The organism is Heliomicrobium gestii (genome assembly GCF_009877435.1).
Lineage (GTDB): Bacteria > Bacillota > Desulfitobacteriia > Heliobacteriales > Heliobacteriaceae > Heliomicrobium > Heliomicrobium gestii.
This window is the reverse complement of record NZ_WXEX01000001.1, coordinates 254,997-275,854: the sequence shown is the minus strand read 5'-3', so window position 1 is coordinate 275,854 and position 20,858 is coordinate 254,997. Positions and strand designations below refer to the sequence as shown.

The window sequence follows — 20,858 nt, the reverse complement described above, 5'->3', positions numbered from 1 at the left end:
TTATTCATAGCGCAACGCTTCGATGGGGTTCAATTCCGCCGCCTTCCAGGCGGGATAGAATCCGAAAAAAACGCCGGTGACGATGGAAAACAGCAACCCCAGCAAGACGCCGTTCACCGTCGGCAACGCCGGCAACTCGAAGAACTTGAGCAAGGGGATGGTCACAAAACCGATGACACTGCCCAAAATCCCGCCGACCAAACTGATCACGACTGCTTCGGCCAGGAACTGGCTTAAGATCTCGCTGCGCTTGGCGCCGATCGCCTTGAGGGTGCCAATCTCCCGCGTCCGCTCTTTGACAGTCACGAACATGACATTCATGATGCCGATGCCGCTGACGATCAGCACGACGATGGCGATGGAGAGGAGCAGCAAAGACATGGTCCGGGCCGTTTCTTGGGCCGATACGAGCCGGCTGCCGGCGTCGGTGATGCGAAATTGATCGGCGCCGCCCAGGCGATGGCTTTGGTTCAACGCATTGGTGATATCGGCGATGGCCGGCTGGACCGATTTTAGATCCTTCGCCAAGGCGTAGATGATCGGATTGGCCCGGCTTCCCAGCAAAAACCGCTCTGCCGACGAAATCGGGATAAAGACGCCATCATCGATGCTCGTCCGGGAGCCCGTATCACCGGTGCGCTCCAACAGGCCGACCACTTCAAACCTGCGGGTGTTGATCTCGATGCTGTTGCCCACGATCCCATCGGGATCGCCGTCCGTATAGACGGAGGCGAATTCATAGCCCACAACGGCGCAGCGGTTGTGGTTGGTGTCGTCATCATCATCCAAGAGACGACCGGATCGGGTGACGAGGTGATTCATCTCTTGGAAGCCCGGCATGATCCCGTTGTAGGGTCCCGTGTTGGCATAGCCTGCGTATTTGATCTGTCCGGAACCGCTTAAGAGAGGAAAGGCCATGGTCACGTTGTCGCTTTCCTGGATCAACTCGGCGTCTTTTTTGGTCAGCGGATCCTTCACCTTTCCTCTCTGGGCCGGTGAGATGAGGATGGTGCCCACGTTCAGCTTGGAGTACTGTTCGTTCACCTGCGCCTCTCCCCCGGCCCCGATGGCGACAACCAGAAAAATGGTGGCCGTGCCGACGATGACGCCCAGCGTTGTCAGCAACGTCCTCACCTTATTGTGATAGATGTTGATCAAGACGAGCTTGACCAGTTGTTTGAGCTTCATCGGGGGCCACCCGGCTTTTTAGCGTACAGGACCGTTTCATTTCCGCGCAACCCGTCGAGCACTTCCACCGTCGTTCCGTCGGTAAAGCCGGTTTTGATCTCCCGTTCCACCTTTTGCCCCTGTTCCAACAGGGTGACAAACGGTTTGCCATCATGGACGGTCACCGCTCGATAGGGAACGACGAGACAGTTCAACACCTCTTTGATGACGAAGGTAGCCTTGGCGGTCATGCCGTCTTTCAGGTCGCTGTCAGCGTTTTGCAGTTTGATGACCACTGCATAGTTGACCAATCCCGACGATTCGTTCCCTGTCACCGGGAGATGATCGATCTTGGTCACTTCGCCGGTGTATTTCTTGTCGGGCAAAGCCTCGACGGTCACGTTGACCTTTTGGCCCACCTTGAGCCGGCCCACATCATACTCGATGACTTTTGTGTTCATTTCCACTTCGTTATTTTCATGAACGACGGCAAAATCTTGCTCGTCGTTCACCGCTTCGCCGACTTTTTTTTGTAGCTTTAACATCGTGCCGGAGACGGGGGCATACAGGCGCGTATTGTCGAGATTTTGTTGGGCGATCTTGAGGGAGATCTCTTCCTGTTCCAGCGATTTGCTGCGCTCATAGGCCTCTCTGGCGATGTCCAGGGCCTTTACTTGGTTATCATACTCCTTCTGGGCGATCTCCAAATCTCGCTTTTTTGTCTTCATGTCGTTGGCCGCAAAGGCGTCGGGGATCCGTTCCATTTCCGCATAGGCCGCTTTTAGCGTTTCCAGGGAAGACTGCATTTTCATCAGAGAGGCTTCCCCGGTCAATAGGCTGTTCAAGCGGCTGTTTTTATCGTCTTTGATCTGTTGTTGCGCATCCTGCAGCTTTGCGTGGGCCAGTTGGTACTGATTTTCATAATCGTCGCTGTCCAATCGAGCGATCAGATCGCCTTGCTTGATGGGATCGCCCTCTTTGACCAGGATCTCTTTCACGGTTCCTTTGATGGTAAACTGCAGATTCACCTTGGAAAAATTGATGGTCCCATCTGACTCCAAACCGACGACGATGTCCTTTCGCTGAACCTTCGCTTGCTCATCGGGCGCCGCCGTCTCTTTCGCCTGGTTCTGAAGTTTGTGCCAGGCAAAGAGGCCTGCGGCGATGAACACCGCCAGGACAAGGAGCAAGAGCCATTTTCGTTTTATTGATATTTTTGTCATTCCCATGCCCCTTTGTTCCTAGTTCTCGTATAACTTTCCATCTCGGATGTATACGACCTGTTGCAACGATTCGGCCACGTCCCGGTCATGGGTGATGACGACGATGGTGTTGCCTTGACCATGGAGTTCATGGAAGATGTTGAGGGCGTCGACACTGGACTTGCTGTCCAGGTTCCCCGTCGGTTCGTCGGCCAAGAGCAGCGGCGGATCGCCCACGATAGCCCTGGCAATAGCCACCCGTTGCTGCTGCCCGCCCGATAATTCATTCGGCCGGTGGGTCATCCGGTTTTCCAGTCCCAAGAGGGCGAGTTTTTCTTTGGCCTTTTCGTAGGCCTCCCCTTCATCGACGCCTCGGTACAACAGTGGAAGCATCACGTTTTGGACGGCCGTCAGGCGCGGCAGCAGGTTGAATTTCTGAAAGACAAAGCCGATCTTCCGGTTGCGCATGTCTGCCAGTTGTTCCTCTTTGGCTCGCAGCACATCGATGCCATCGAGATGGTACTCGCCTGATGTGGGCAGGTCCAGGCAGCCCAAGACATTCATCAAAGTCGATTTGCCCGAGCCGGAGGGTCCCAGAATGGCGAGAAAATCATTCTGCCTCACCGTCAGGCTCACATCATCAAGGACCCGCAGCGTGCCGGAGCCGGTCGTGTATTCTTTGATGATGTTCCGCGCGTCAATGATGCGCCGCTTTTCCTGCCTCTCCGTCTCTGTCACCGTCTGCCGCCTTCCGGACTCGAACCGCCTCGTGCCCCGCCGGCGCCGCCTTGACCCGCCTGGCCCGCCCCTGGGGCGTTCGGTCGCTGACCGCCTGGATTCCCCCCACTGATTTGGACAAACTCAATGGCGTCGTTGTTTTTCCAGAGGCGGATCACCTGATCTTTTTTGATGTCTGTCAGTTGGGCCGCAGCGGCGTCCCCGCTCCCCCGCTGCATCGTTGCGATCGGCACGCCGACAGGGATGAGGAAGGTCTCTGTCTCTTCGGTGAAGGTCATACGGTTCCGCGGAACTCCTGCCGGCCGAGTCCCATTGTTTTTTCCGACGTCACTGTTGACGTCACTGTTGACGCCGCCGTTTTCGTTGCCGCTTCTCCGTCTCTCGCCAGCCGGTCTTGTCGCCTGTCCGTTTTCTTCAGGCGCCCTCTCCCCGGCGGGTTCCTCCATTTTTCCTTTGAAGATGGTAACCTCGTTCCCCACGATGTCTTTTACCTTGCCGACGAGTTCGGGCGGCCTTTTCGGAACAGGGAGGGCGGCGCCGGCGTTGGCGTTCGCGTTGGCGCTCGCTTCCGTATCCGGTTTCTTTCCGTTCGCCTTGGCCGTCGGCGCCGCACTGTTGTTGCAGCCGGCAACCAGCGCCAGTGACAGGATGAGCACCGGCAACAGCATTTTTTGTTTCATGAACAATCCCTCTTCCCTTTTCATTCAATCATCTCTTTCACATCAAAGGAGCCGGTCAGGGCGATGATTCCATCGCTGCCGGCGGCTTTTCGGGCATGAAAAAGGCGAAGCAACTGCCCTTTTCCTGTTGATTGACAGCGGTGATGGCGCCTCCGTGGGCCAGGACATATTCTCTGGCGATGGCCAAGCCCAACCCGCTTCCGCCCGATTCCCGATCGCGCGAGGCGTCGCAGCGGAAAAAGCGATCAAAGATATAGGGAAGTTGCTCCGGCGCGATGCCGGGTCCCTCGTCGGCCATCCAGATGACCATGCCCTCCGCGAGGGGTTCCCTTCCCTGCGCCGGCAGCGCGTCGATCCTGACCATCGCAGCGTTGCCGTCCGCCCATTTCTGCAAGGAACCGTTCTGCAAACCGATATGTACCGTCCCGCCATCGGGCGAATGATGGAGGGCATTGCTCAAGATATTGACGACGATTTGGGTCAGCCGATCGGGATCAGCGGTGATCCAGCAGGGCGCCTCCGGGACGGTCAGCCTCAGTTCCACCTTGCGGAGTTCTGATTCCACCGAAAAGATCTCCACAATCCGCCGGAGCAGGGCTGTCACATCGGTGGGACAGAGACAGAGGGGCAGTTTTCCCGCCTCTGCCAGGGTTAGCTGCCGCAGATCATCGACAAGGCGATTGAGCCGGATGACTTCGTCCTGAATCGGCAGGATCGTTTCGATCGACGCCGGCAAGACGCCTTGCTGAATCGACTCCAATTGCCCTTGGATGATCGTCAGCGGTGTCCGCAACTCGTGGGCCACGTCGGCGACGAGATTGGTGCGGATCTGTTCCCCCCGCTGCAAGGCCTCGCTCATCTCATTGAAGGCTTGGATGACCGCCCCCACCTCGTCCTGCGACTGGACCGGCAGACGCAGATCGAACCGCCGCTTTTTTATTTCCCGCGTGGCCCCAGCCATCTGAAGCAACGGTTTCGTTAAGTACCTGGCCAGGAGATAGGTTACCATGACGGCAATCACCGTACTGGCCACGATGGAGATCAAAAAGGTGTCCAGAAGCGACGAGGAAACCCTGTCACGGATGCCGTCGGTGGGGCTGCGGGACATCATCCACAGCCTGCCGACCTGCCGTTCTTCCACGATGATGGGAATGAGATTCCCCTTGTTTTCAAAATCAATATTCCGCCAGCTGTCGCCTGCGCCGCGGGGCCATGCGGCGATGGGGTTGTTCTGTTCATCAAAAAGGGCCATGGTCGTCCGCGCCATGCGCTTATCCCGCTGCGGTCGCTGAGACAACATCGGCAGCATGTATTCTTCGACGCCGTTCCAACTTTCCCCGTGGCTGATGTAGTACTCGGCCAGCGAATTCAGGATCTCGTCGGCCACCTGTCGCTGGACCAAATTGTCATAGCGGTTGAAGATGGCGTTCGTCGCCGTCAGGGAGAGGGTAAAGTAGACGCCCGATAAAGAGAGGACGATCAACAAAGCCCCCAGGAACAACTTGCTTCGCAACTGCATCCCATCACCGCCTATAGCCGTTCTGCAAACTTGTAGCCGATGCCGAATACGGTGAGGATGTAGCGGGCCTCTCCCGGTGAATCGCCGATTTTTTTGCGCAGGTTGCTCACATGGGTGTCGACTGACCGCTCATAGTTGACATAAGCGTCGCCCATGACGATGCGCATCAGCTGCAGCCGGCTGTAGACGACACCCGGTCGCTGGGCGAGGGTCTGCAGGATCTTGAACTCCGTCGCTGTCAGTGGGAGGGGACTGTCGCGCAGATAGGCTTCGAATTTATCGTTGTCAATGACGAGGTCTCCCCGGCGGACGATATTCCCTTCCCCCGCAGGGGTTCCGTCGGTTCCCATGTCATATCGGCGCAACACCGAACGGATGCGCGCCACCAACTCCCGGAGGCTGAAGGGCTTTGTGACATAGTCGTCAGCGCCTGTCTCCAGCCCGAGCACCTTATCCCCTTCGTCGACACGGGCCGTCAACATGATGATCGGGATTTTCGATTGGGCGCGGATTTCCCGGCAGATGGCAAGGCCGCTTTTTCCCGGGAGCATCCAGTCCAGCAGCACCAGTTGGGGCGATTGTTCACTCACCATATGCAATGCCTGCGAACCGTCCGTGGCCTGCAACACCCGGTACCCTTCGGCCTCGAGAAAGGCGCTGACCATGTCCAGGATTTTGGGCTCGTCATCTACGACGAGGATGGTGATCGTCATCGATATCACTCCCCTTGCAGCGGAACGGTTCATCGCCGATTCGGCCACAGTCAGTATTCTACAAAAGAGTCTTTAAGATTTTTATAAGATTCGGGTAAAACCGTCGCCGGGGGATAAAAAGAAAAACGGCGGCATGATCGCCACCGTTATCGTGATGCTTCCGTGATTATCGGTTGTTTTTTTCGGCCGTGGTGTCAGCGGCATCGTCGGTTCCCTGGCGTTCCGCTTGGGCCTCGGAGGATTGATTCATCGATTCGATCATCATCTCGTAGAATTTTTCCGACATGTGCTTCACCACCTTTCGTTGGCACCCGTCAAAACTCTTTACCGCTGGAGATAAGGGGGGATCCGGTCGTTGCGGATCAGGTCGTCGAGGCTCTCGCGCTCGACGACGACAGCCCCTTTGCCCTCACGGGCAAAGACGACAGCGGGACGGCCGATGCGGTTGTAGTTCATGGACATGGTGTAGTTGTATGCGCCGGTGCAGGAGACGGCCAGCACATCGCCGCTCTCCACCTTCGGCAAGGACACATCCCAGAGCAGCATGTCGCCGGATTCGCAGCACTTGCCGGTAATGGAGACAACCTCTTCGTTCTCCTGGGTGGCCTTGTTGGCCAGCATGGCCTCGTAGCGGGAGCCGTAGAGGGCCGGACGGGGGTTATCGGTCATGCCGCCGTCAACGGCGACATACTTGCGGACACCGATGATCTCCTTGACAGAGCCGATCGTATAGAGGGTTGTGCCGGCCGTAGCCACAATGGAACGGCCCGGTTCGACGAGGACCTTCGGTGTGGGCAGGCCCCGTTTTTCCGCTTCCAGCGCGACGGCGGAGAGAACGATGCGGGCATAGTCGGCCACATCGGCCGGGGTGTCGGCGTCGGTGTAGCGGATGCCGAAACCGCCGCCCAGGTTCAGGATCGCCGTTTCCGCCCCTGTCTCACGGCGAATCTCGTCGACGAAGGTCATCATCACCTCAGCGGCATAGCTGAAGGATTCCAATTCGAAGATCTGGGAGCCAATGTGGCAATGGATGCCGTCATAGATCAGGTTGCCGAGGGCCAAGACGGCTTTGACGCCGGCAAGGGCTTGGCCGGTGGGCAGGGTGAAACCGAATTTGGAGTCGATCTGACCGGTGCGGATGAACTCATGGGTGTGGCAGTCAATGCCGGGGGTGATGCGCAACAGCACCCGCACTCGGGCGTCCAGTTCGCCGGCAATGGCGTTCAGCAGATCGGCTTCATAGAGGTTGTCAACGACGATGTGGCCGACACCGTACTCGATCGCCTGCCGCAGTTCGGCCGGCGTCTTGTTGTTGCCGTGGAAATAGACCTTTTCCATAGGAAATCCGGCGCGGCGGGCCGTGTACAGTTCGCCGCCGGAGACGACGTCAAGGCCCAGTCCTTCCTGTTCCACCAGGCGGCACATGGCCATGTTCATAAAGGCTTTGGAGGCGAAGAGCACCTCCCCGGCGCCGGAGGCGCTGAAAGCCTCGTAGTACTTCCGACAGTTTTCCCGCAGGTGGGCTTCATCCATAACATACAAAGGACTGCCAAACTGTTTGATCAGGTCTGTGGCGTCACAGCCCCCAATGGCCAAATTTCCCCGCTCGTTGATGGCGGCAGTTCCGTGTAGTTTCAATGCAGCCGACTCCCCTCATCACAATGTGCTTTGTTTCATTTATATGGTCTGTGGGAAAATTTGGCAGAACCCCAGGCAAAACAAAAACCGCCAGGGTCATTCCCCGGCGGCGGTTTGCGCATACGCCTGCGAATGCCTCTCTCCCTTTCCCATACAACCCGTAAGATAGCGCTCCACCGTGGAACCTTCATCATCCGGCACAAGCGGCCGGAGTCTGAAGTGGGAATGTTCCCCGGTGACAGTCCTGCAGTTCTTCACTGCAGACCCAGCCCAGGTGTGGCAAACCTGGACTTCGGCGGTCATCCCTTTCCCTCCGTTGCCCTGTCCATGCCATTGGACCTTCCCGGAGTTACTCTTGATCAACCGCGCCTCTACCTCACCTCAATGGAGATGAGGCATCTATGAACTTGTGGTGAACTTGAACCCATCTTAGCATGCGAAAAAAAGGCTGTCAAGGCGTTAGAATCTTCCTCCGTCCCTGTTCCCGGCGTCACCGTTTCCAGTGAGAAGGTCGCTGTGTCCGTCAAAGCAGTCACCGGATCGTACCGTCGGGTTTACAGGTGGATCGTCATTCCTTCCCGGGCCGCCAGGCAATCGGGATAGACGGCCTTCGCCAACGACTCGATCCGCGCCAGATCGGCATCGGTTCGTTCCATGGCATGATGGAAAAGGATCAGTTGCTTCGCCCCGGCCGCTCGGACCAGTTTGACGCCTTCCTGCCAGGTCGAATGCCCCCAGCCCTTGCGGGGAGGGCTGGCTTCACTGCCGTCATACTCCCCGTCAGTGTAGCAGGCGTCATAGATGACGAGATCGGCGCCGGCGATGAATGCCTGCAACAGTGGATCGTTCCATCCATCATGTTCCGTGTCGCTCAGGTAGCAGCAGGAGCGTCCCCCCTGTTCGATCCGGAAAGCCAGGCATTCATCGGGATGGTTGGTCAAGACGGTCCGCACAGTGACGCCGTCGTCAAGCTCCAGGACTTCGCCACCCCGTAGATCACAAAAGTCAAACTGCGCGCCCATGGTGTCGAGAAGGACTGGAAAATAGGGGGGCTGCATCTGCCCCCGGAACAGTTCCTCAAAAGTTCGTCCCAGCTTCGCCTGCCCATACAGGGTGAAGCGGTTTTGTCCGGCAAAGGCCGGTCCGAAGAAGGGAAAGCCCTGGATGTGATCCCAGTGCAGATGAGAGATGAGGAAGATCCCCTGCACCGGGCCATCACTCTGTCTGCGAAGCGCCTGTCCCAGGTGATAGAGGCCGGATCCCGCATCGATGATGAAGTCGCGATCTCCGATCCGCACCTGAACACAGGGGGTGTTGCCGCCGAATTGGGTGGTCTGCGGCCCCGGGATGGGCAAGGAACCCCTCACCCCCCAAAAGGTCACATCGAAGCGTCGTTGGGACAAAAGCCTTCCCTCCTGGAACAAAGTCTGCGCCACGATGGGCCGCCCCATCTTATTGTGTTCAATTGGCTGTGTTCTGCGGCGTTTCCTGCTGCTGTTTTGTCTCGCCATGAAAAAATCGACAAAAAGTGCGCGTCACGCCTGCTCGCCCGCAAGCCATTTGACGAGCACCGCTTGCAGGGCGTCCCGGTTGATGGGCTTGCTGATGTAATCATCCATCCCTGCGTCCATGCACCGTTCCCGATCGCCCTGCATCGCATTGGCGGTCATGGCGATGATCGGCACGACGGGACCGCCGGCGGTCTGATCGGCCCGAATCAACCGGGTCGCTTCAAAGCCATCCATCTCCGGCATCTGGCAGTCCATCAACACCAAGGCGTACTTCCCGGTGGCACAGGCCTCCACCGCCTGGCTTCCGTTGCTGACGGCGTCTGCCTCGTAGCCGAATTTCTTTAGCAGCATCAGCGCCAAGCGCTGGTTCGCCTGGTTGTCCTCGGCCAGCAGGATGCGCACATTGCTTTTTATTTCCGCGGTAGGCGACGGAGAGGAAGCGGAAGACGGTGGTGGCACCGCCGGCGCTGGTGGAATCGGTGACGATGGCGTCGGAGACGGCGATGACGGCGCCGCCTTGGGCTGTTCCTGAACGGAAGGCGTCTCCGTCAGTTCGTCCGACCGGGTATCTAAAGGGGAACCGATGATCGCGCTGGCGATGCAATCGAGCAGTTGCGACTGCTTGACCGGCTTCGTCATGTAGCTGTTGTATCCCTTCGCAAGGGCCTGCTCCCCTTCTTCCCGGGCGTTGAAGGCCGTCACCATGATCAGCTTCGTGTTGGCGCCGGGGAACTGGCGCTGCAACCGCTCGGCAAAGGCCAGGCTGTCCACACCGGGCAGGCCTGACTCGACAAACACCAGATCATAGGGCGACTGGGCGGCAGCGGCCTCTTTCAGACGGTGCAACGCCTCGTCGGCGTCATCGGTGACGCCAGTCGTCATGCCCCAGGCGGTCAGATACCGGCGGAGGCTGTCGCGACTGCTGCCGCCGGCGCCGACAAGCAGTACATGCCGCCCGCGGAGATACTCTTCCGTTTCCTCGGGCGTCCCGTTGTCGCTTCCGCGAGAAAAGGGGAGTTCCACCCAAAAGGTTGCCCCTTTTCCCATGTCGCTGTCCACGCCGATCGTCCCCCCCATCATCTCCACCAGCCCTTTGGAGATGGACAGGCCCAGGCCGGTGCCGCCGAATCTGCGGGTCGTCGATCCGTCCGCCTGGGTAAAAGGGCGAAAGAGGCGGCGGCGGGCTTCCTCCGAAAGGCCGATGCCTGTATCGGAGACTTCAAAGCGCAGATCGACTGCCTGTTCTGTTTCGGATAGAACCGTCGTGCGCAGCGCCACCTCCCCCTGCTGGGTGAACTTGATGGCGTTGCCCACCAGATTGAGCAGGATCTGCCGGATGCGCACCGGGTCGCCGAGCAGCAGCGGCGGTGTGGCCGGATCGACGAAGGTGGACAGGTTCAGTTTCTTTTCAAAGGCTCTCGACGCCATCATCTCGCCAACGCTCTCGACCACATTGACCAGATTGAAGCTGGTCAACTCCAGCTCCATCTTGCCTGCGTCCATCTTCGAAAAATCCAAGATGTCATTGATGATGGTCAAGAGCGAATTGGCTGAATCCTGGACGATCTGGCATAGTTCCCGCTGCTGGCTGTTGAGGGGCATATCGAGAAGCAAACCTGTCATGCCGATGATGGCGTTCATGGGCGTCCGGATCTCGTGGCTCATGTTTGCCACAAACTCCGATTTCAGTTGGTTCGATTTCTCCGCTTCCTCTTTGGCCGCTGTCAATTCCCGGTTCAGTTTTTCCAGGTGAATCGTCAACTGCATCTGTGTTTCCATCGATTGCAGCAGTTCCTGGTCGGTCCGTTTTTTCTCGGCCAGGCTATCCAAAAAGGTGTTGAACCAGCGGATCAAATCGCCGATCTCGTCGCGGGGGCCCTCGGGAAGGCGATTTTGAAAATCGACGGTCCCTTCGCGGATCTCCTGAAAGAGCCGGGTGATCTCTTTGATGGGTTTGACGTTCTGCCGGCTGAAGCGAACGGCGAAAAAGAGGGCGAAGGCGATGGAGAGGGCCAGCGCCAAGAGGATGCTGTTCCGGATATCGCTCGTCCGGGCCGTCAGTTTGTCGATGGGAATGAAGCTGATCAGCTTCCAGTTGTTCATGGGTGACCGGCTGAAGGTGACCGACATCTCCTGGCCGTCAATGGTTTCGTCAAAAGTCTGGATATCGCCGTTAAAAGCCCGCAACAGTTCAGGGTTGATCTGACTGCCGATTTTATCTTTATGGGGATGAAAGACAATCCGGTCTTTGCTGTCGACGATGATCATAAAGGCGTCTTTGCCGAAGTTGGTCTGGATGAAGTGATCGTAAAAAGAGTCGACGCTGTAGTTGACCAGCAGCAAGCCGATCGGTTTTTCGCGCATCGTCACACTGTCAAAAATCTTGAGCACCTTGGCCGCCGTGATGACTTTTTTGTGCTTGGAATTGGCGTTGACATTGTCTTCGATGCCAGTCCAAAGGACCGATTTGTCGGACTGCAAGACCTGCTGAAAGATCTGGTTTTTCAGTTCTGTGCGGATCGCCTGCACATTGAGGGTGTCCCCCACATGGTAGTGAGCGCCGGAGAGGGAAAAGATGTCGATGGAGACGAGGCCTTTCAGGTTGGTGTAGCCGCTCAGGATGTAGCCGATCTTCGCCTGTGTGGCCAAACCGGTGTAGTCGTCAGGACGTTTCTCGCGATCATCGACAACCGCTTTGATGTCTTCAATGCTGGAGATGTTGGCGATCAGGCTCTCCACTTCTTCCAGCATCCGCACCATGTAGTCGCGCTGGTTGCTCATCAACTCGCGCGTGTAGGCGCTGACCTCTTCTTGGATGATCCTTTTGGACATGCTGAAAGAGACCATCCCCACCACGACCAGGGGGATGATGCTCATCAACAGCAGATAGATGATGAATTTTTGGGTAATGTTCAGGCTCGGCGATTTGTTCATCATTTCCCGTTCCTACCGCCCCGCCCTATTCCACGTTGCCCGCATGAATCACCTTGACATCGACCATCGTTTCCGGCGGATTTTTCTCGCCCTCGATCGCTTTGTAGGCATATTGGATCCCTCTGTAGCCCTGAAGGTCGGCCTGCTGGTCGATGGTCGCCAGCAGCTTGCCGGCGCGGATAGCCTTCTTCGCCTCATCTAATGCGTCATAGCCGGCGACGAGAACGCCCATTTTCTTCGCTTTATCGAGGTACTGGATAGCGCCGAGGGCCATCATGTCATTGGCGCAGAAAATGGCGCCGATATTGGGATACCGTTCAAAGAGCTTGGCGGTCACATCGTGGCCTTCGTCGATCTTCCAGTTGGCCGTCTCCGAGGCGACAACCCGGATGTTCCGATTCTCTTCAAAGGCCCGCAGCGCCCCGCGCTTGCGTTGTTCGCCGTTGTCGGCGCCCGGGATCCCCTCGAGAATGATCGCCTCCGTCGGCCGGTTGATCCTATCGCTGATCGTCTTCGCCGACAGGTAAGCGCCTTGTTCATTGTTGACGCTGATAAAGGGCACGTCGACAAGGCCCAACTCTTGAGACAGTTTGGGGTTGAGGCGATTGTCGATGTTGACGATGGGGATTTTCGCGTCTTGGGCCTTTTTGAGGACCGGGATGAGTTCAGTGGAACTGCCGGGAGCGATGACGATGGCGTCGACCTTGTCGCCGATGAGTTCATCGACGATGGCGATCTGCTGCGCGATGGAGGTTTCCTTGGCCCCCACCTTGACGATCAGGTTGACGCCCAGCTCATTTTCGGCGCGACGCGCTCCTTTTTCCATCTCTATAAAGAAGGGATTGGTCAGGGTCTTCATGACGAGGGCAATTTTTTTCTTCGGCGTCGCCTTCTGGGTCTCGGCCTGCTGACCAGCGCCATTGTCCTGCACGATCAGAGACTTCGATCCACCGCTCGACGGACCGCCGCAACCGACAAGGGAAAGGGAGAGCAAAAACGCAAGAGCGAGCAGAATCCCTCTTTTCAGCACCCCAATCACCTTCCTACAACCATATTGGTTGAAGGGTTCGACGGCGTTGGGGGGATTCCCTTTTTACTGGCAGGAATTTATGTGTCTTTGGGCACAAGGGGCTCGCCCCTGTTCAGTCCCCTACATATCGGGTCATTCGGTGAAACCGTGACCGGCGAGCAGGCGGCGCAGTTTACTGCGGCTCGTTTCAGTCCCCTACATATCGGGTCATTCGGTGAAACTACCGCTGCTGGCGAAGGGCCATGTTTGCCAAGTTACGTTTCAGTCCCCTACATATCGGGTCATTCGGTGAAACGACTATCTCGGCCAGGTGGATGCTTCCGGGGACAGAACGTTTCAGTCCCCTACATATCGGGTCATTCGGTGAAACGGCAAAGGCACGGTAAAGCTGCACAAGGTAAACAGTGTTTCAGTCCCCTACATATCGGGTCATTCGGTGAAACCGGTACGGAAATTGTCCGCCTGACGAAATCCGTGTTCCGTTTCAGTCCCCTACATATCGGGTCATTCGGTGAAACTCGACAGCCGCCGACGAACAGAGAACTTTGCGAAACGCTGTTTCAGTCCCCTACATATCGGGTCATTCGGTGAAACAAGCATCAAATCATATTGGTCACGCTGACATAAAATCGTTTCAGTCCCCTACATATCGGGTCATTCGGTGAAACTTCCCAGGCGTCTATAATAGCTCCTAGATTCTCTGGGAGTTTCAGTCCCCTACATATCGGGTCATTCGGTGAAACACTGCGGGAAGCCAACCTCGCTATCCTCGACCGCATCAGTTTCAGTCCCCTACATATCGGGTCATTCGGTGAAACCCCAGGAGCAGGCGGCGCGAGAAATGAATATCGGCGTTGTTTCAGTCCCCTACATATCGGGTCATTCGGTGAAACTCTGCGGCGATAGTCCGGTAGCGGTTGAGGCTTTCATGTTTCAGTCCCCTACATATCGGGTCATTCGGTGAAACACGATTCACGGAGAAACCTACACCGTGCTTAGTAAAGGTTTCAGTCCCCTACATATCGGGTCATTCGGTGAAACGCCATCACGGCGGCCGTGCTGGTTTCGTCCTTTGCCTCGTTTCAGTCCCCTACATATCGGGTCATTCGGTGAAACAGACGACCATCCGCTTCACGCTGGCCGTGCAGCCGCGTTTCAGTCCCCTACATATCGGGTCATTCGGTGAAACACGCACCTGTGGGAGATGGGCGCTATACCTATCTCCCGTTTCAGTCCCCTACATATCGGGTCATTCGGTGAAACCTTGGGAGTTGCAGCCACCTTTTTACTTGTTCCAGGCTGTTTCAGTCCCCTACATATCGGGTCATTCGGTGAAACACTGACCGGTTCGGCTGGCGCGATAAGGGTTTTGTCTAGTTTCAGTCCCCTACATATCGGGTCATTCGGTGAAACCGCACGGGGTTAGGCCGAAAAAAGCCTCTAAAATCAGGCCTTCCCAGCCTCATCACCTCCATAAAAACCACCCATTTTTTCGAAAGGTCGACTTCTGCACGAAACCCCCTACCCTTTGCGAAAACACCATAGTTTGGAAACCATCAATTCTATTGTACCCCAGCGCGCGCCCGGCAACAATCGCCGATTTCTGTTACGAACAACGACTGGCAAAAGGACAGGCTTGCGGACAATCCTTGGCGAGCCCTGGATCGATCTCCTCATAAATCATCCGGGCCTTCTCATCCCGCGCCTCAACAAACCATTGGCGGAGTTCGTCGTCGATCAAGTGGATATCCCGCCGGATGATTACCCGGTCCCCCTTAAAAGTTGCATAGACGAGACAGCCCACATCGACGGGATGCTCATAGACCGCCTCCATCACGAGGGCATACCCAGCCGTAGCCAACCGGTGAAAATCGCGGGGCTCGCCAAACTTCACCTCCACAATCATCGGTTGACCGATGTTATAGGCGTCAGCGCTCAAATGGGGGCTCAGCCCCAAAAAGGATCCGTCCAGCTTTTGCTCGACCACCACCGGAACGGCCAAGGCCGAAAGCGCGTCCTCACCGATGTAAGGTTGCTTGACCAGCGCCTCCTGTAACCTCGCAATGAGCCTTCCCCGCTCGAACTCCAACAACACTTGACTCTTGCGCTCCAGATCCTGCCGCTCCGCTTCCGCCAGAGCCGCCAATCCCGCCAATGCGCTCGCATCGAGCAGATCCGAGACGGTCATCGCTTGCAGCTTGCGCAGGATCTCCCGATAGCCGTCGACACCCTCCCCGTAAATCAACCGTTTCGTCGCCACGACAAGCCGGGCAATCAGCCCGTGCAGCAACGCGCCTTGAAACATGGCGCCGTTCGGCTGGCTCCGGGCGCCCTCGACCCGGCGAAGGTACACATCACGGGAGGAACTGCAATAGCCGCTCGCCACCTCAAAGACCCCCAATGGGCAATCGTATACAGGAGACAAGGGCGGCTGTGACCAATTCCAGCCCCGCAGTTCCTCCGCCACACCCTCTCGCCTCGCCTTCGGCAGGTAATAATGGAGCAGTTTTTTTCGCTCCTCATCAGACAAAAAGTACATCTGTCACACTCCCTCCGCGCTTTTGCGCCAGAATCCGTCGAGGCCATGCTTGTCACGCCATCCTTCTAGCTCCTCCGGCTAGCGCGCCAAATCGCCCAGATCCAAACAGTAAATGCGGTACTCACAGTCTCGGCACCGGTTTCCCGGCCGTTTCGGCGACGGCAAACTCTCCTGCGTCACCATCGCCCGAATGCGCCGCAACACATCCTTGACAAAGTCGCGCATCGGCACAGTGATCTCCACCGGCAAGGTGATCTCGCTTTTTTCCGGACGCGCCCCGTCGGCCAGGGGATTGACCAGTTTAAAATAGCCCCGCCGCACCGGCTTCCGATATTGCTCCTCCAACAACATGGCATAGGCGGTCAACTGGTACTTGTGATTGAGCCCCGGACGTCGCGACGTGGACTTGAATTCAACCGGAAAAATCTCTCCGCGATGAACCAGGTGCAAGTCCAATTTTCCCTCCAGCCCAAGCCGGGCAGAGTGAATGTACGTGTGAAACTTGCGTTCTCCCGCCTCCAACTCGGGATAGGCGGCCAAGGTGCGCCGCTTTTCCAGCTTGTCCAGCCGTGTATGGGCCTCCTTGCCAAAATCCATCTTCGGCGTCGGTCGCGGCTTCAGCGGTTGTACATACGTAAAATAGGGGATGCGCGGGCAATACACGTACTGGTTGATATCGGTCACCTTCAACGTCAGCATGAGGCTTCTCCGTCGGCGCCGTCGATCAACACCTCCGGCAGATTCATTACCTGCGCGACGAGGCGCAAATCCTTGTCACAGATCGGAAAAAAGTGAATCCGCCCGACCGTCTGTCCCAACGCCTTTTTGATCCGCTGGCGAAGTTCCTCGCGCCGGTTCGTATTCAACTCCCCGAAAAAGGCGCTGTACTGAATCCGCTTCAGCCCATAGTCCTTGCAAAGCTCGGAAATCTTCACGCGCACCTTATCGATTTCAATGTCATAAATCACGAGCGTCTTCATCGTCACCAGCCGCAGACAAAGGGCTTGTACTTCTGATCGCCCCGAAGGTACGAGGCCATCCGGCGGGCTTGCCGGAGCAGAATGGCCTGCAAGGGATACTTTTTGCCGTCAAACCGCTCCGACGCCGATAGCCGCTGCGTAATCCGCTCCAGCAACTCCCGCTTCGTCCCATCGCCGAGCCGATCCGCCTCCATGCCAATCTCTACACCGGCGATCGCCATCGCCAAGACCGGGCGGTCGACGACCGGCTGGCGAAACTCTTCAATGAAGTCATAGACGAGACTCGCCTTTCCCGGACGGTCCACATGCAAAAAGCCGGCATAGGGATCCAGCCCAGCTTGCAGCACCGCGCCCAGCACCCGAGCCTCCAGCACCGCATAGCCGTAGTTGAGCAGCGAGTTCACCGGATCGGTCGCCCCGCGATTCTCCCGGCCGGGAAATTCCACATAGCCCTTCAATAAAAAGGCCACGGCGTCCCAGTAACGCGTCGCCGCCCGTCCCTCCACCGACATGAGCGGTCCGCGCACAGCATCAATGTTGAGCCCGTCGACGCCGGTCAGTTCCTGCAGGTTCTTTTCCATCAAAATGGCAGCGTCCTGCAAATAGGCGTAGACCTCCTGGCGGGCCGACTTGCGGTACTTGGCGAAGTATTTCAGCGTGTTGATCTGGTTTTGAATCTTGCCCCGAACAAAGGACTTGGCCAGAAAAAGGCTGCGCTGATCATTGAACGCCAGCAACTGCTCCCGCCGGGTCTTCACGGTGGCCGTCAATCCCGGCGCGAACAGCTTGGCATAGGGCGTTCCCCGGAAATCGAGAAGATTGATCTCGATGCCGTGGCGGACGCACTCTTCAATGGCATCCGTAGAGAGCGACGCGCCCGAGGTGATCACCGTCACCTGCTCCACCTGATCAAAGGGAACCTCCGTGACGATCTGGCCCTTTTCCCGAACGACGAGCCGCCCGCTCTTCTTGCCCAGGCTGGCGCCGAAGTTGGAGAGGATGATATGTTGTTTTTCTGACTCGGGGGAGTCGAGGATGAGGTCGAGGGGTTTCATGGGATCACCTCCAGGAGTCATTATTAGTAATTTTCCATATTTTAACTCATGCTATTCACTCGTATGTCTAGACAACCCTTTATATTTTAAATTTATTTATGAACAAAAAAGTAAAATGTCAAATGGTATGCTTGTAACCACCCACCTAGATTAATTTTGTATTCTTGAAAGTGCGTAGGATCTACGATACGATTTATGTAGCCTATTTTTGAACGGGGAGACAGGGAATTTGAACGAAAATGTAATGAATCCATGTATACCTGCAAGCATCCCCGCCGCCGAAGAAGGATTCTATTTTCAGTGGCACTTTCTCGAAAGTTGCAACCTGCGCTGTATTCACTGCTACCAGCAGGGTTATGCGACGAAAGAACTGCCCCGAGAACAAATCTTCCAGATCGCCCTCCACCTGGACAACGCTTTGTCGAAATGGGGGAAACGGGGCAGGATATCCCTGACCGGCGGCGAACCTTTTTTGCGTAAGGATCTGCTCTGTGATTTACTGGAGCGCTTCAACAGTTCCGAGCACTTTAACTGGATCGGCATTCTCACCAATGGTACGTTGATCGACGACAGCATCGTCGACCGCCTGCAGGCTTACGATAAACTAAAGGAGATCCAAGTCTCCATCGACGGGGCAACTGAGATGTCCCATGACAAGGTTCGCGGATCGGGAAGTTATGCCCGCGCCCTGGAAGGGATCGCGCGGCTGAAAGTGAAGGGCTTCACCGTCAGTCTCATGTTCACCTTGCACCGCCTAAACCAAGACGAGGCGGAAGGCGTCATCGACCTGGCCCAGCAACTCGGCGTCGACGCCCTGACTATCGAGCGGGTGACGCCGATGAACGACGACGACCGGCAACGCCTGTTCATTGAAGTGGAAACGCTGCAGGCGATCTATAAGCGCATCTACCGCAAGAAGCTGGAGGCGGAAAAAACTTCCAAATTGAAGATACGCGTCTCCCGGCCCCTCTGGAATCTGATCGATGAGCACATCGGTGGGTTCTGCCCAGTCGGTCTCTCCAGCCTCTGCATTCTCCACGACGGAACCGCCCTCCCTTGCCGGCGGATGGAGATCCCCCTAGGCAACGTTTTGACTGATGGGCTGTTCAAAATCTGGTACACCTCTCAGACGCTCTGGAAGCTACGCAACAAGCACCTGCTTCAGGGTAAGTGCCATGGTTGTCCGACGCTGGGCAACTGCGGCGGTTGTCGGGCCATCGCCTACACCATAAACGGTGATGTGATGGCTGAAGACCCGCAGTGCTGGCGATAAAGAGATTACCGGAAAGCAGGAGATGGGATGGCAGATAAGGTCTATAAGCTCGCCGACCGCTTTAGCCTGTTCAAGGGCGATTTTCAGGAAGCCCGTTTTTACCTTTTCAATATCGAAGACGGTTCCATGTTCCGCCTCAACGAGGTCAGCTATGACATGCTCTCCCTTTTCGACGGTGTCACCACCGTTGATGCAATCCTATCTCGCCTGAAGTCTGAGTACCGTGCCGACGCACAGACGATCGATCGTGACTTCCTCACCTTGATCGACTCCTGCTTGGACAAGGGCATATTAATATCGGGAGGTGAGTAGTCGTTGGATCAGAAGAAGGAATACCAGGCTCCCGTGCTCGAAGAGGACAAGGAAATGAAATTCACGAAGGAGATCTGGGAAGAGTTCAACCAGGGGAAATGGTGCTTCGGATGTACGAATTGTAATTGTAATTGATAGGCTGTTGGCTTAGGGAGATCGATTTTTTCGATCTCCTATAATTTTAATATTGAACAGGGAGTATGTATTAATGAAAAAATATACTCTTGAAGAAAAAATAGGACTTTCCCGTATAATGAATAGTTTTATAAAAAAGATTGATAAAATAATGCACCATATATGGGAAGGGATAAAATATCCATTACTTTATTTGTCTGTAGTAGCTGCAATATTATTTGCCTTTTATTCAGGTTATTGGCTATACAATTATCACTCTCCTCAAACCCCGAAGTACATATATCTTAACGTTGAAGGAGTAACCCAATATCAGGTCAAGGAAAAATACCAAGAGTATATGGTGCATTACATTAAAGAAGATGAGATGAAAGAATTAATTGATGTTCTAAAGAAAATTGAAACTTTACAAAATGAGAAGGTAGAAAACTTTTTAACCGTCTCAAATTTAAATGCTTTTTATTCGTCATTGTTTGCCGCGGTTGCTGTTTTTGTTGGCATTATTGGAGTTACCACTTGGAATACAATTAGAGAATTAAAAAAACAGACGGAACGATACAAAGAAATAGAGAATAAAATAGTTGAATTGTATAGCAGAAAGGAGTTTACCAAGACAGCAAGAGACATAATTGAGGAAAACGAAGATGTAAAATCATCTTTTAAGTTGAATTTGACCGATGAACAAAGGAATAAACTTATTAAATTTAAAAATACCATAATGAAGGATAGCGATGAAATTCCATGGATGGAGATACTTGTAGCTCACTACCTACTAACCGAAAATCCTACCAAAAAAGATATCGAAAATGCAGAGAAGATATTTTTAAAAATAGAAAAAGAGTATCCTTTCCAGTCTAACTCATTGGTCGAACCATATCTATATCACATGCTTGGACAGTTATTTAAAGTGAAGTATGATAAAAACAAAGAATATGATGGTAAAGAAGAGTTTCTTGAAAAATCAGCGCAATATTATAAGAAATCGCTTAAGTTAAGAGATAGCGAAGAAAATGCACAGACTAAAAGTAACCTAGCTGTTGTACTTATAGAATTGGCAAAAATTAAGCTATACAAAAAAAGCGAGATTGAAGCAGACGAAAAAAGTGAAGAAGAAGCTCATAAATATTTGGATCTTGCTGAGTCCTACTTAAACGATGCTGCAAAACAACTCGACAGCGACTATAATATACCATGGGATTTGGCAAGAATAGAGTATTATAAGAATTACAACTCATACTCAGACAAGGTGAAAACAAAAGTTGAAGCTCTTTTAAAAGAAGCAGTTTCAAGATTGATTTACTACAAAGACAAAGTATTTTTTATGCGTAAACTAAAAGAGGAGCAACTAGAGATGTCCGGACGAGGTTTTCCAAAAGATATGGAAATTATAGAACACGTAAAAAAAGAAATTGGAAGTATGAATCTTCGTGATTAG

At 55.0% G+C, this 20,858-nt stretch carries 17 protein-coding genes, 1 CRISPR repeat array and 1 riboswitch; of the genes, 3 read left to right on the top strand and 14 right to left on the bottom strand.

Annotation, left to right across the window (positions count from 1 at the left end):
• The 14 genes from GTO89_RS01300 to cas1 all read right to left on the bottom strand — a co-directional run bounded on the left by GTO89_RS01300 (position 1) and on the right by cas1 (position 17,706).
• Positions 1 to 1,188, bottom strand: coding sequence for an ABC transporter permease (locus GTO89_RS01300; protein WP_161260243.1), 1,188 nt, complete (start codon positions 1,186 to 1,188; stop codon positions 1 to 3).
• Positions 1,185 to 2,390 carry an efflux RND transporter periplasmic adaptor subunit gene (locus GTO89_RS01295; protein ID WP_161260242.1) on the bottom strand — a complete coding sequence of 402 codons (1,206 nt, stop codon included), beginning with the start codon at positions 2,388 to 2,390 and terminating at the stop codon, positions 1,185 to 1,187. Before GTO89_RS01295 ends, GTO89_RS01300 begins: the two co-directional genes overlap by 4 nt.
• 18 nt (positions 2,391 to 2,408) lie before the next feature.
• On the bottom strand, positions 2,409 to 3,074 hold the full coding sequence (locus GTO89_RS01290; RefSeq protein ID WP_161260397.1) for an ABC transporter ATP-binding protein: 666 nt from the start codon (positions 3,072 to 3,074) through the stop codon (positions 2,409 to 2,411).
• Between the two features lie 29 nt (positions 3,075 to 3,103).
• Positions 3,104 to 3,787 (bottom strand): hypothetical protein, encoded by a 684-nt coding sequence (locus GTO89_RS01285; protein ID WP_161260241.1) that lies wholly within the window; start codon positions 3,785 to 3,787, stop codon positions 3,104 to 3,106.
• A gap of 55 nt (positions 3,788 to 3,842) precedes the next feature.
• Positions 3,843 to 5,306, bottom strand: coding sequence for a sensor histidine kinase (locus tag GTO89_RS01280; RefSeq protein ID WP_161260240.1), 1,464 nt, complete (start codon positions 5,304 to 5,306; stop codon positions 3,843 to 3,845).
• Positions 5,307 to 5,317: 11 nt separating this feature from the next.
• Complete coding sequence (locus GTO89_RS01275; protein ID WP_161260239.1) at positions 5,318 to 6,019, bottom strand: response regulator transcription factor; 702 nt, start codon at positions 6,017 to 6,019, stop codon at positions 5,318 to 5,320.
• Between the two features lie 324 nt (positions 6,020 to 6,343).
• Complete coding sequence (lysA, locus tag GTO89_RS01270; protein ID WP_161260238.1) at positions 6,344 to 7,657, bottom strand: diaminopimelate decarboxylase; 1,314 nt, start codon at positions 7,655 to 7,657, stop codon at positions 6,344 to 6,346.
• Positions 7,658 to 7,815: 158 nt separating this feature from the next.
• A riboswitch (Lysine riboswitch) is annotated at positions 7,816 to 8,039 on the bottom strand.
• A 172-nt stretch (positions 8,040 to 8,211) separates the two neighbouring features.
• Positions 8,212 to 9,060, bottom strand: coding sequence for an MBL fold metallo-hydrolase (locus GTO89_RS01265; protein WP_161260237.1), 849 nt, complete (start codon positions 9,058 to 9,060; stop codon positions 8,212 to 8,214).
• A gap of 132 nt (positions 9,061 to 9,192) precedes the next feature.
• A complete protein-coding gene (locus tag GTO89_RS01260) occupies positions 9,193 to 12,102 on the bottom strand; it encodes a hybrid sensor histidine kinase/response regulator (RefSeq protein WP_161260236.1) in 2,910 nt (969 codons plus the stop codon).
• A 25-nt stretch (positions 12,103 to 12,127) separates the two neighbouring features.
• On the bottom strand, positions 12,128 to 13,132 hold the full coding sequence (locus tag GTO89_RS01255) for a sugar ABC transporter substrate-binding protein (RefSeq protein ID WP_328793841.1): 1,005 nt from the start codon (positions 13,130 to 13,132) through the stop codon (positions 12,128 to 12,130).
• 109 nt (positions 13,133 to 13,241) lie between these two features.
• A CRISPR array of direct repeats spans positions 13,242 to 14,545; the repeat unit is 37 nt; unit sequence GTTTCAGTCCCCTACATATCGGGTCATTCGGTGAAAC.
• A gap of 193 nt (positions 14,546 to 14,738) precedes the next feature.
• Positions 14,739 to 15,671: a type I-A CRISPR-associated protein Cas4/Csa1 gene (gene cas4a, locus GTO89_RS01250; RefSeq protein ID WP_161260235.1), complete on the bottom strand. Its 933-nt coding sequence runs from the start codon at positions 15,669 to 15,671 to the stop codon at positions 14,739 to 14,741.
• Between the two features lie 78 nt (positions 15,672 to 15,749).
• The gene (gene cas4, locus GTO89_RS01245) at positions 15,750 to 16,370 is read right to left on the bottom strand and encodes a CRISPR-associated protein Cas4 (protein WP_161260234.1); all 621 of its coding nucleotides are present in this window, start codon (positions 16,368 to 16,370) and stop codon (positions 15,750 to 15,752) included.
• Positions 16,364 to 16,651 carry a CRISPR-associated endonuclease Cas2 gene (gene cas2, locus GTO89_RS01240; RefSeq protein ID WP_161260233.1) on the bottom strand — a complete coding sequence of 96 codons (288 nt, stop codon included), beginning with the start codon at positions 16,649 to 16,651 and terminating at the stop codon, positions 16,364 to 16,366. The genes cas4 and cas2 overlap by 7 nt, the downstream gene beginning before the upstream one ends.
• Before the next feature lie 2 nt (positions 16,652 to 16,653).
• Positions 16,654 to 17,706, bottom strand: a complete 1,053-nt coding sequence (cas1, locus tag GTO89_RS01235; RefSeq protein WP_161260232.1) for a CRISPR-associated endonuclease Cas1 — start codon at positions 17,704 to 17,706, stop codon at positions 16,654 to 16,656.
• Between the two features lie 229 nt (positions 17,707 to 17,935).
• Here cas1 and GTO89_RS01230 point away from each other — a divergent pair, with 229 nt between their 5' ends.
• The 3 genes from GTO89_RS01230 (at position 17,936) to GTO89_RS01220 (ending at position 20,858) form a co-directional block, all read left to right on the top strand.
• Positions 17,936 to 18,979, top strand: a complete 1,044-nt coding sequence (locus GTO89_RS01230; protein ID WP_161260231.1) for a radical SAM/SPASM domain-containing protein — start codon at positions 17,936 to 17,938, stop codon at positions 18,977 to 18,979.
• A 27-nt stretch (positions 18,980 to 19,006) separates the two neighbouring features.
• A complete protein-coding gene (locus tag GTO89_RS01225; RefSeq protein ID WP_161260230.1) occupies positions 19,007 to 19,291 on the top strand; it encodes a PqqD family protein in 285 nt (94 codons plus the stop codon).
• A gap of 208 nt (positions 19,292 to 19,499) precedes the next feature.
• Entirely contained in the window at positions 19,500 to 20,858 is a 1,359-nt protein-coding gene (locus GTO89_RS01220; protein ID WP_161260229.1) for a hypothetical protein, read from the top strand.

What these genes read in the sequence shown, in the direction of transcription:
- cas4 (WP_161260234.1), bottom strand. Translation starts at nt 16,370, where the DNA reads ATGCTGACGTTGAAGGTGACCGATATCAACCAGTACGTGTATTGCCCG.
- GTO89_RS01280 (WP_161260240.1), bottom strand. Translation starts at nt 5,306, where the DNA reads ATGCAGTTGCGAAGCAAGTTGTTCCTGGGGGCTTTGTTGATCGTCCTC.
- cas1 (WP_161260232.1), bottom strand. Translation starts at nt 17,706, where the DNA reads ATGAAACCCCTCGACCTCATCCTCGACTCCCCCGAGTCAGAAAAACAA.
- GTO89_RS01220 (WP_161260229.1), top strand. Translation starts at nt 19,500, where the DNA reads ATGAAAAAATATACTCTTGAAGAAAAAATAGGACTTTCCCGTATAATG.
- cas4a (WP_161260235.1), bottom strand. Translation starts at nt 15,671, where the DNA reads ATGTACTTTTTGTCTGATGAGGAGCGAAAAAAACTGCTCCATTATTAC.
- GTO89_RS01285 (WP_161260241.1), bottom strand. Translation starts at nt 3,787, where the DNA reads ATGAAACAAAAAATGCTGTTGCCGGTGCTCATCCTGTCACTGGCGCTG.
- GTO89_RS01295 (WP_161260242.1), bottom strand. Translation starts at nt 2,390, where the DNA reads ATGACAAAAATATCAATAAAACGAAAATGGCTCTTGCTCCTTGTCCTG.
- GTO89_RS01275 (WP_161260239.1), bottom strand. Translation starts at nt 6,019, where the DNA reads ATGACGATCACCATCCTCGTCGTAGATGACGAGCCCAAAATCCTGGAC.
- GTO89_RS01225 (WP_161260230.1), top strand. Translation starts at nt 19,007, where the DNA reads ATGGCAGATAAGGTCTATAAGCTCGCCGACCGCTTTAGCCTGTTCAAG.
- GTO89_RS01260 (WP_161260236.1), bottom strand. Translation starts at nt 12,102, where the DNA reads ATGAACAAATCGCCGAGCCTGAACATTACCCAAAAATTCATCATCTAT.
- GTO89_RS01300 (WP_161260243.1), bottom strand. Translation starts at nt 1,188, where the DNA reads ATGAAGCTCAAACAACTGGTCAAGCTCGTCTTGATCAACATCTATCAC.
- cas2 (WP_161260233.1), bottom strand. Translation starts at nt 16,651, where the DNA reads ATGAAGACGCTCGTGATTTATGACATTGAAATCGATAAGGTGCGCGTG.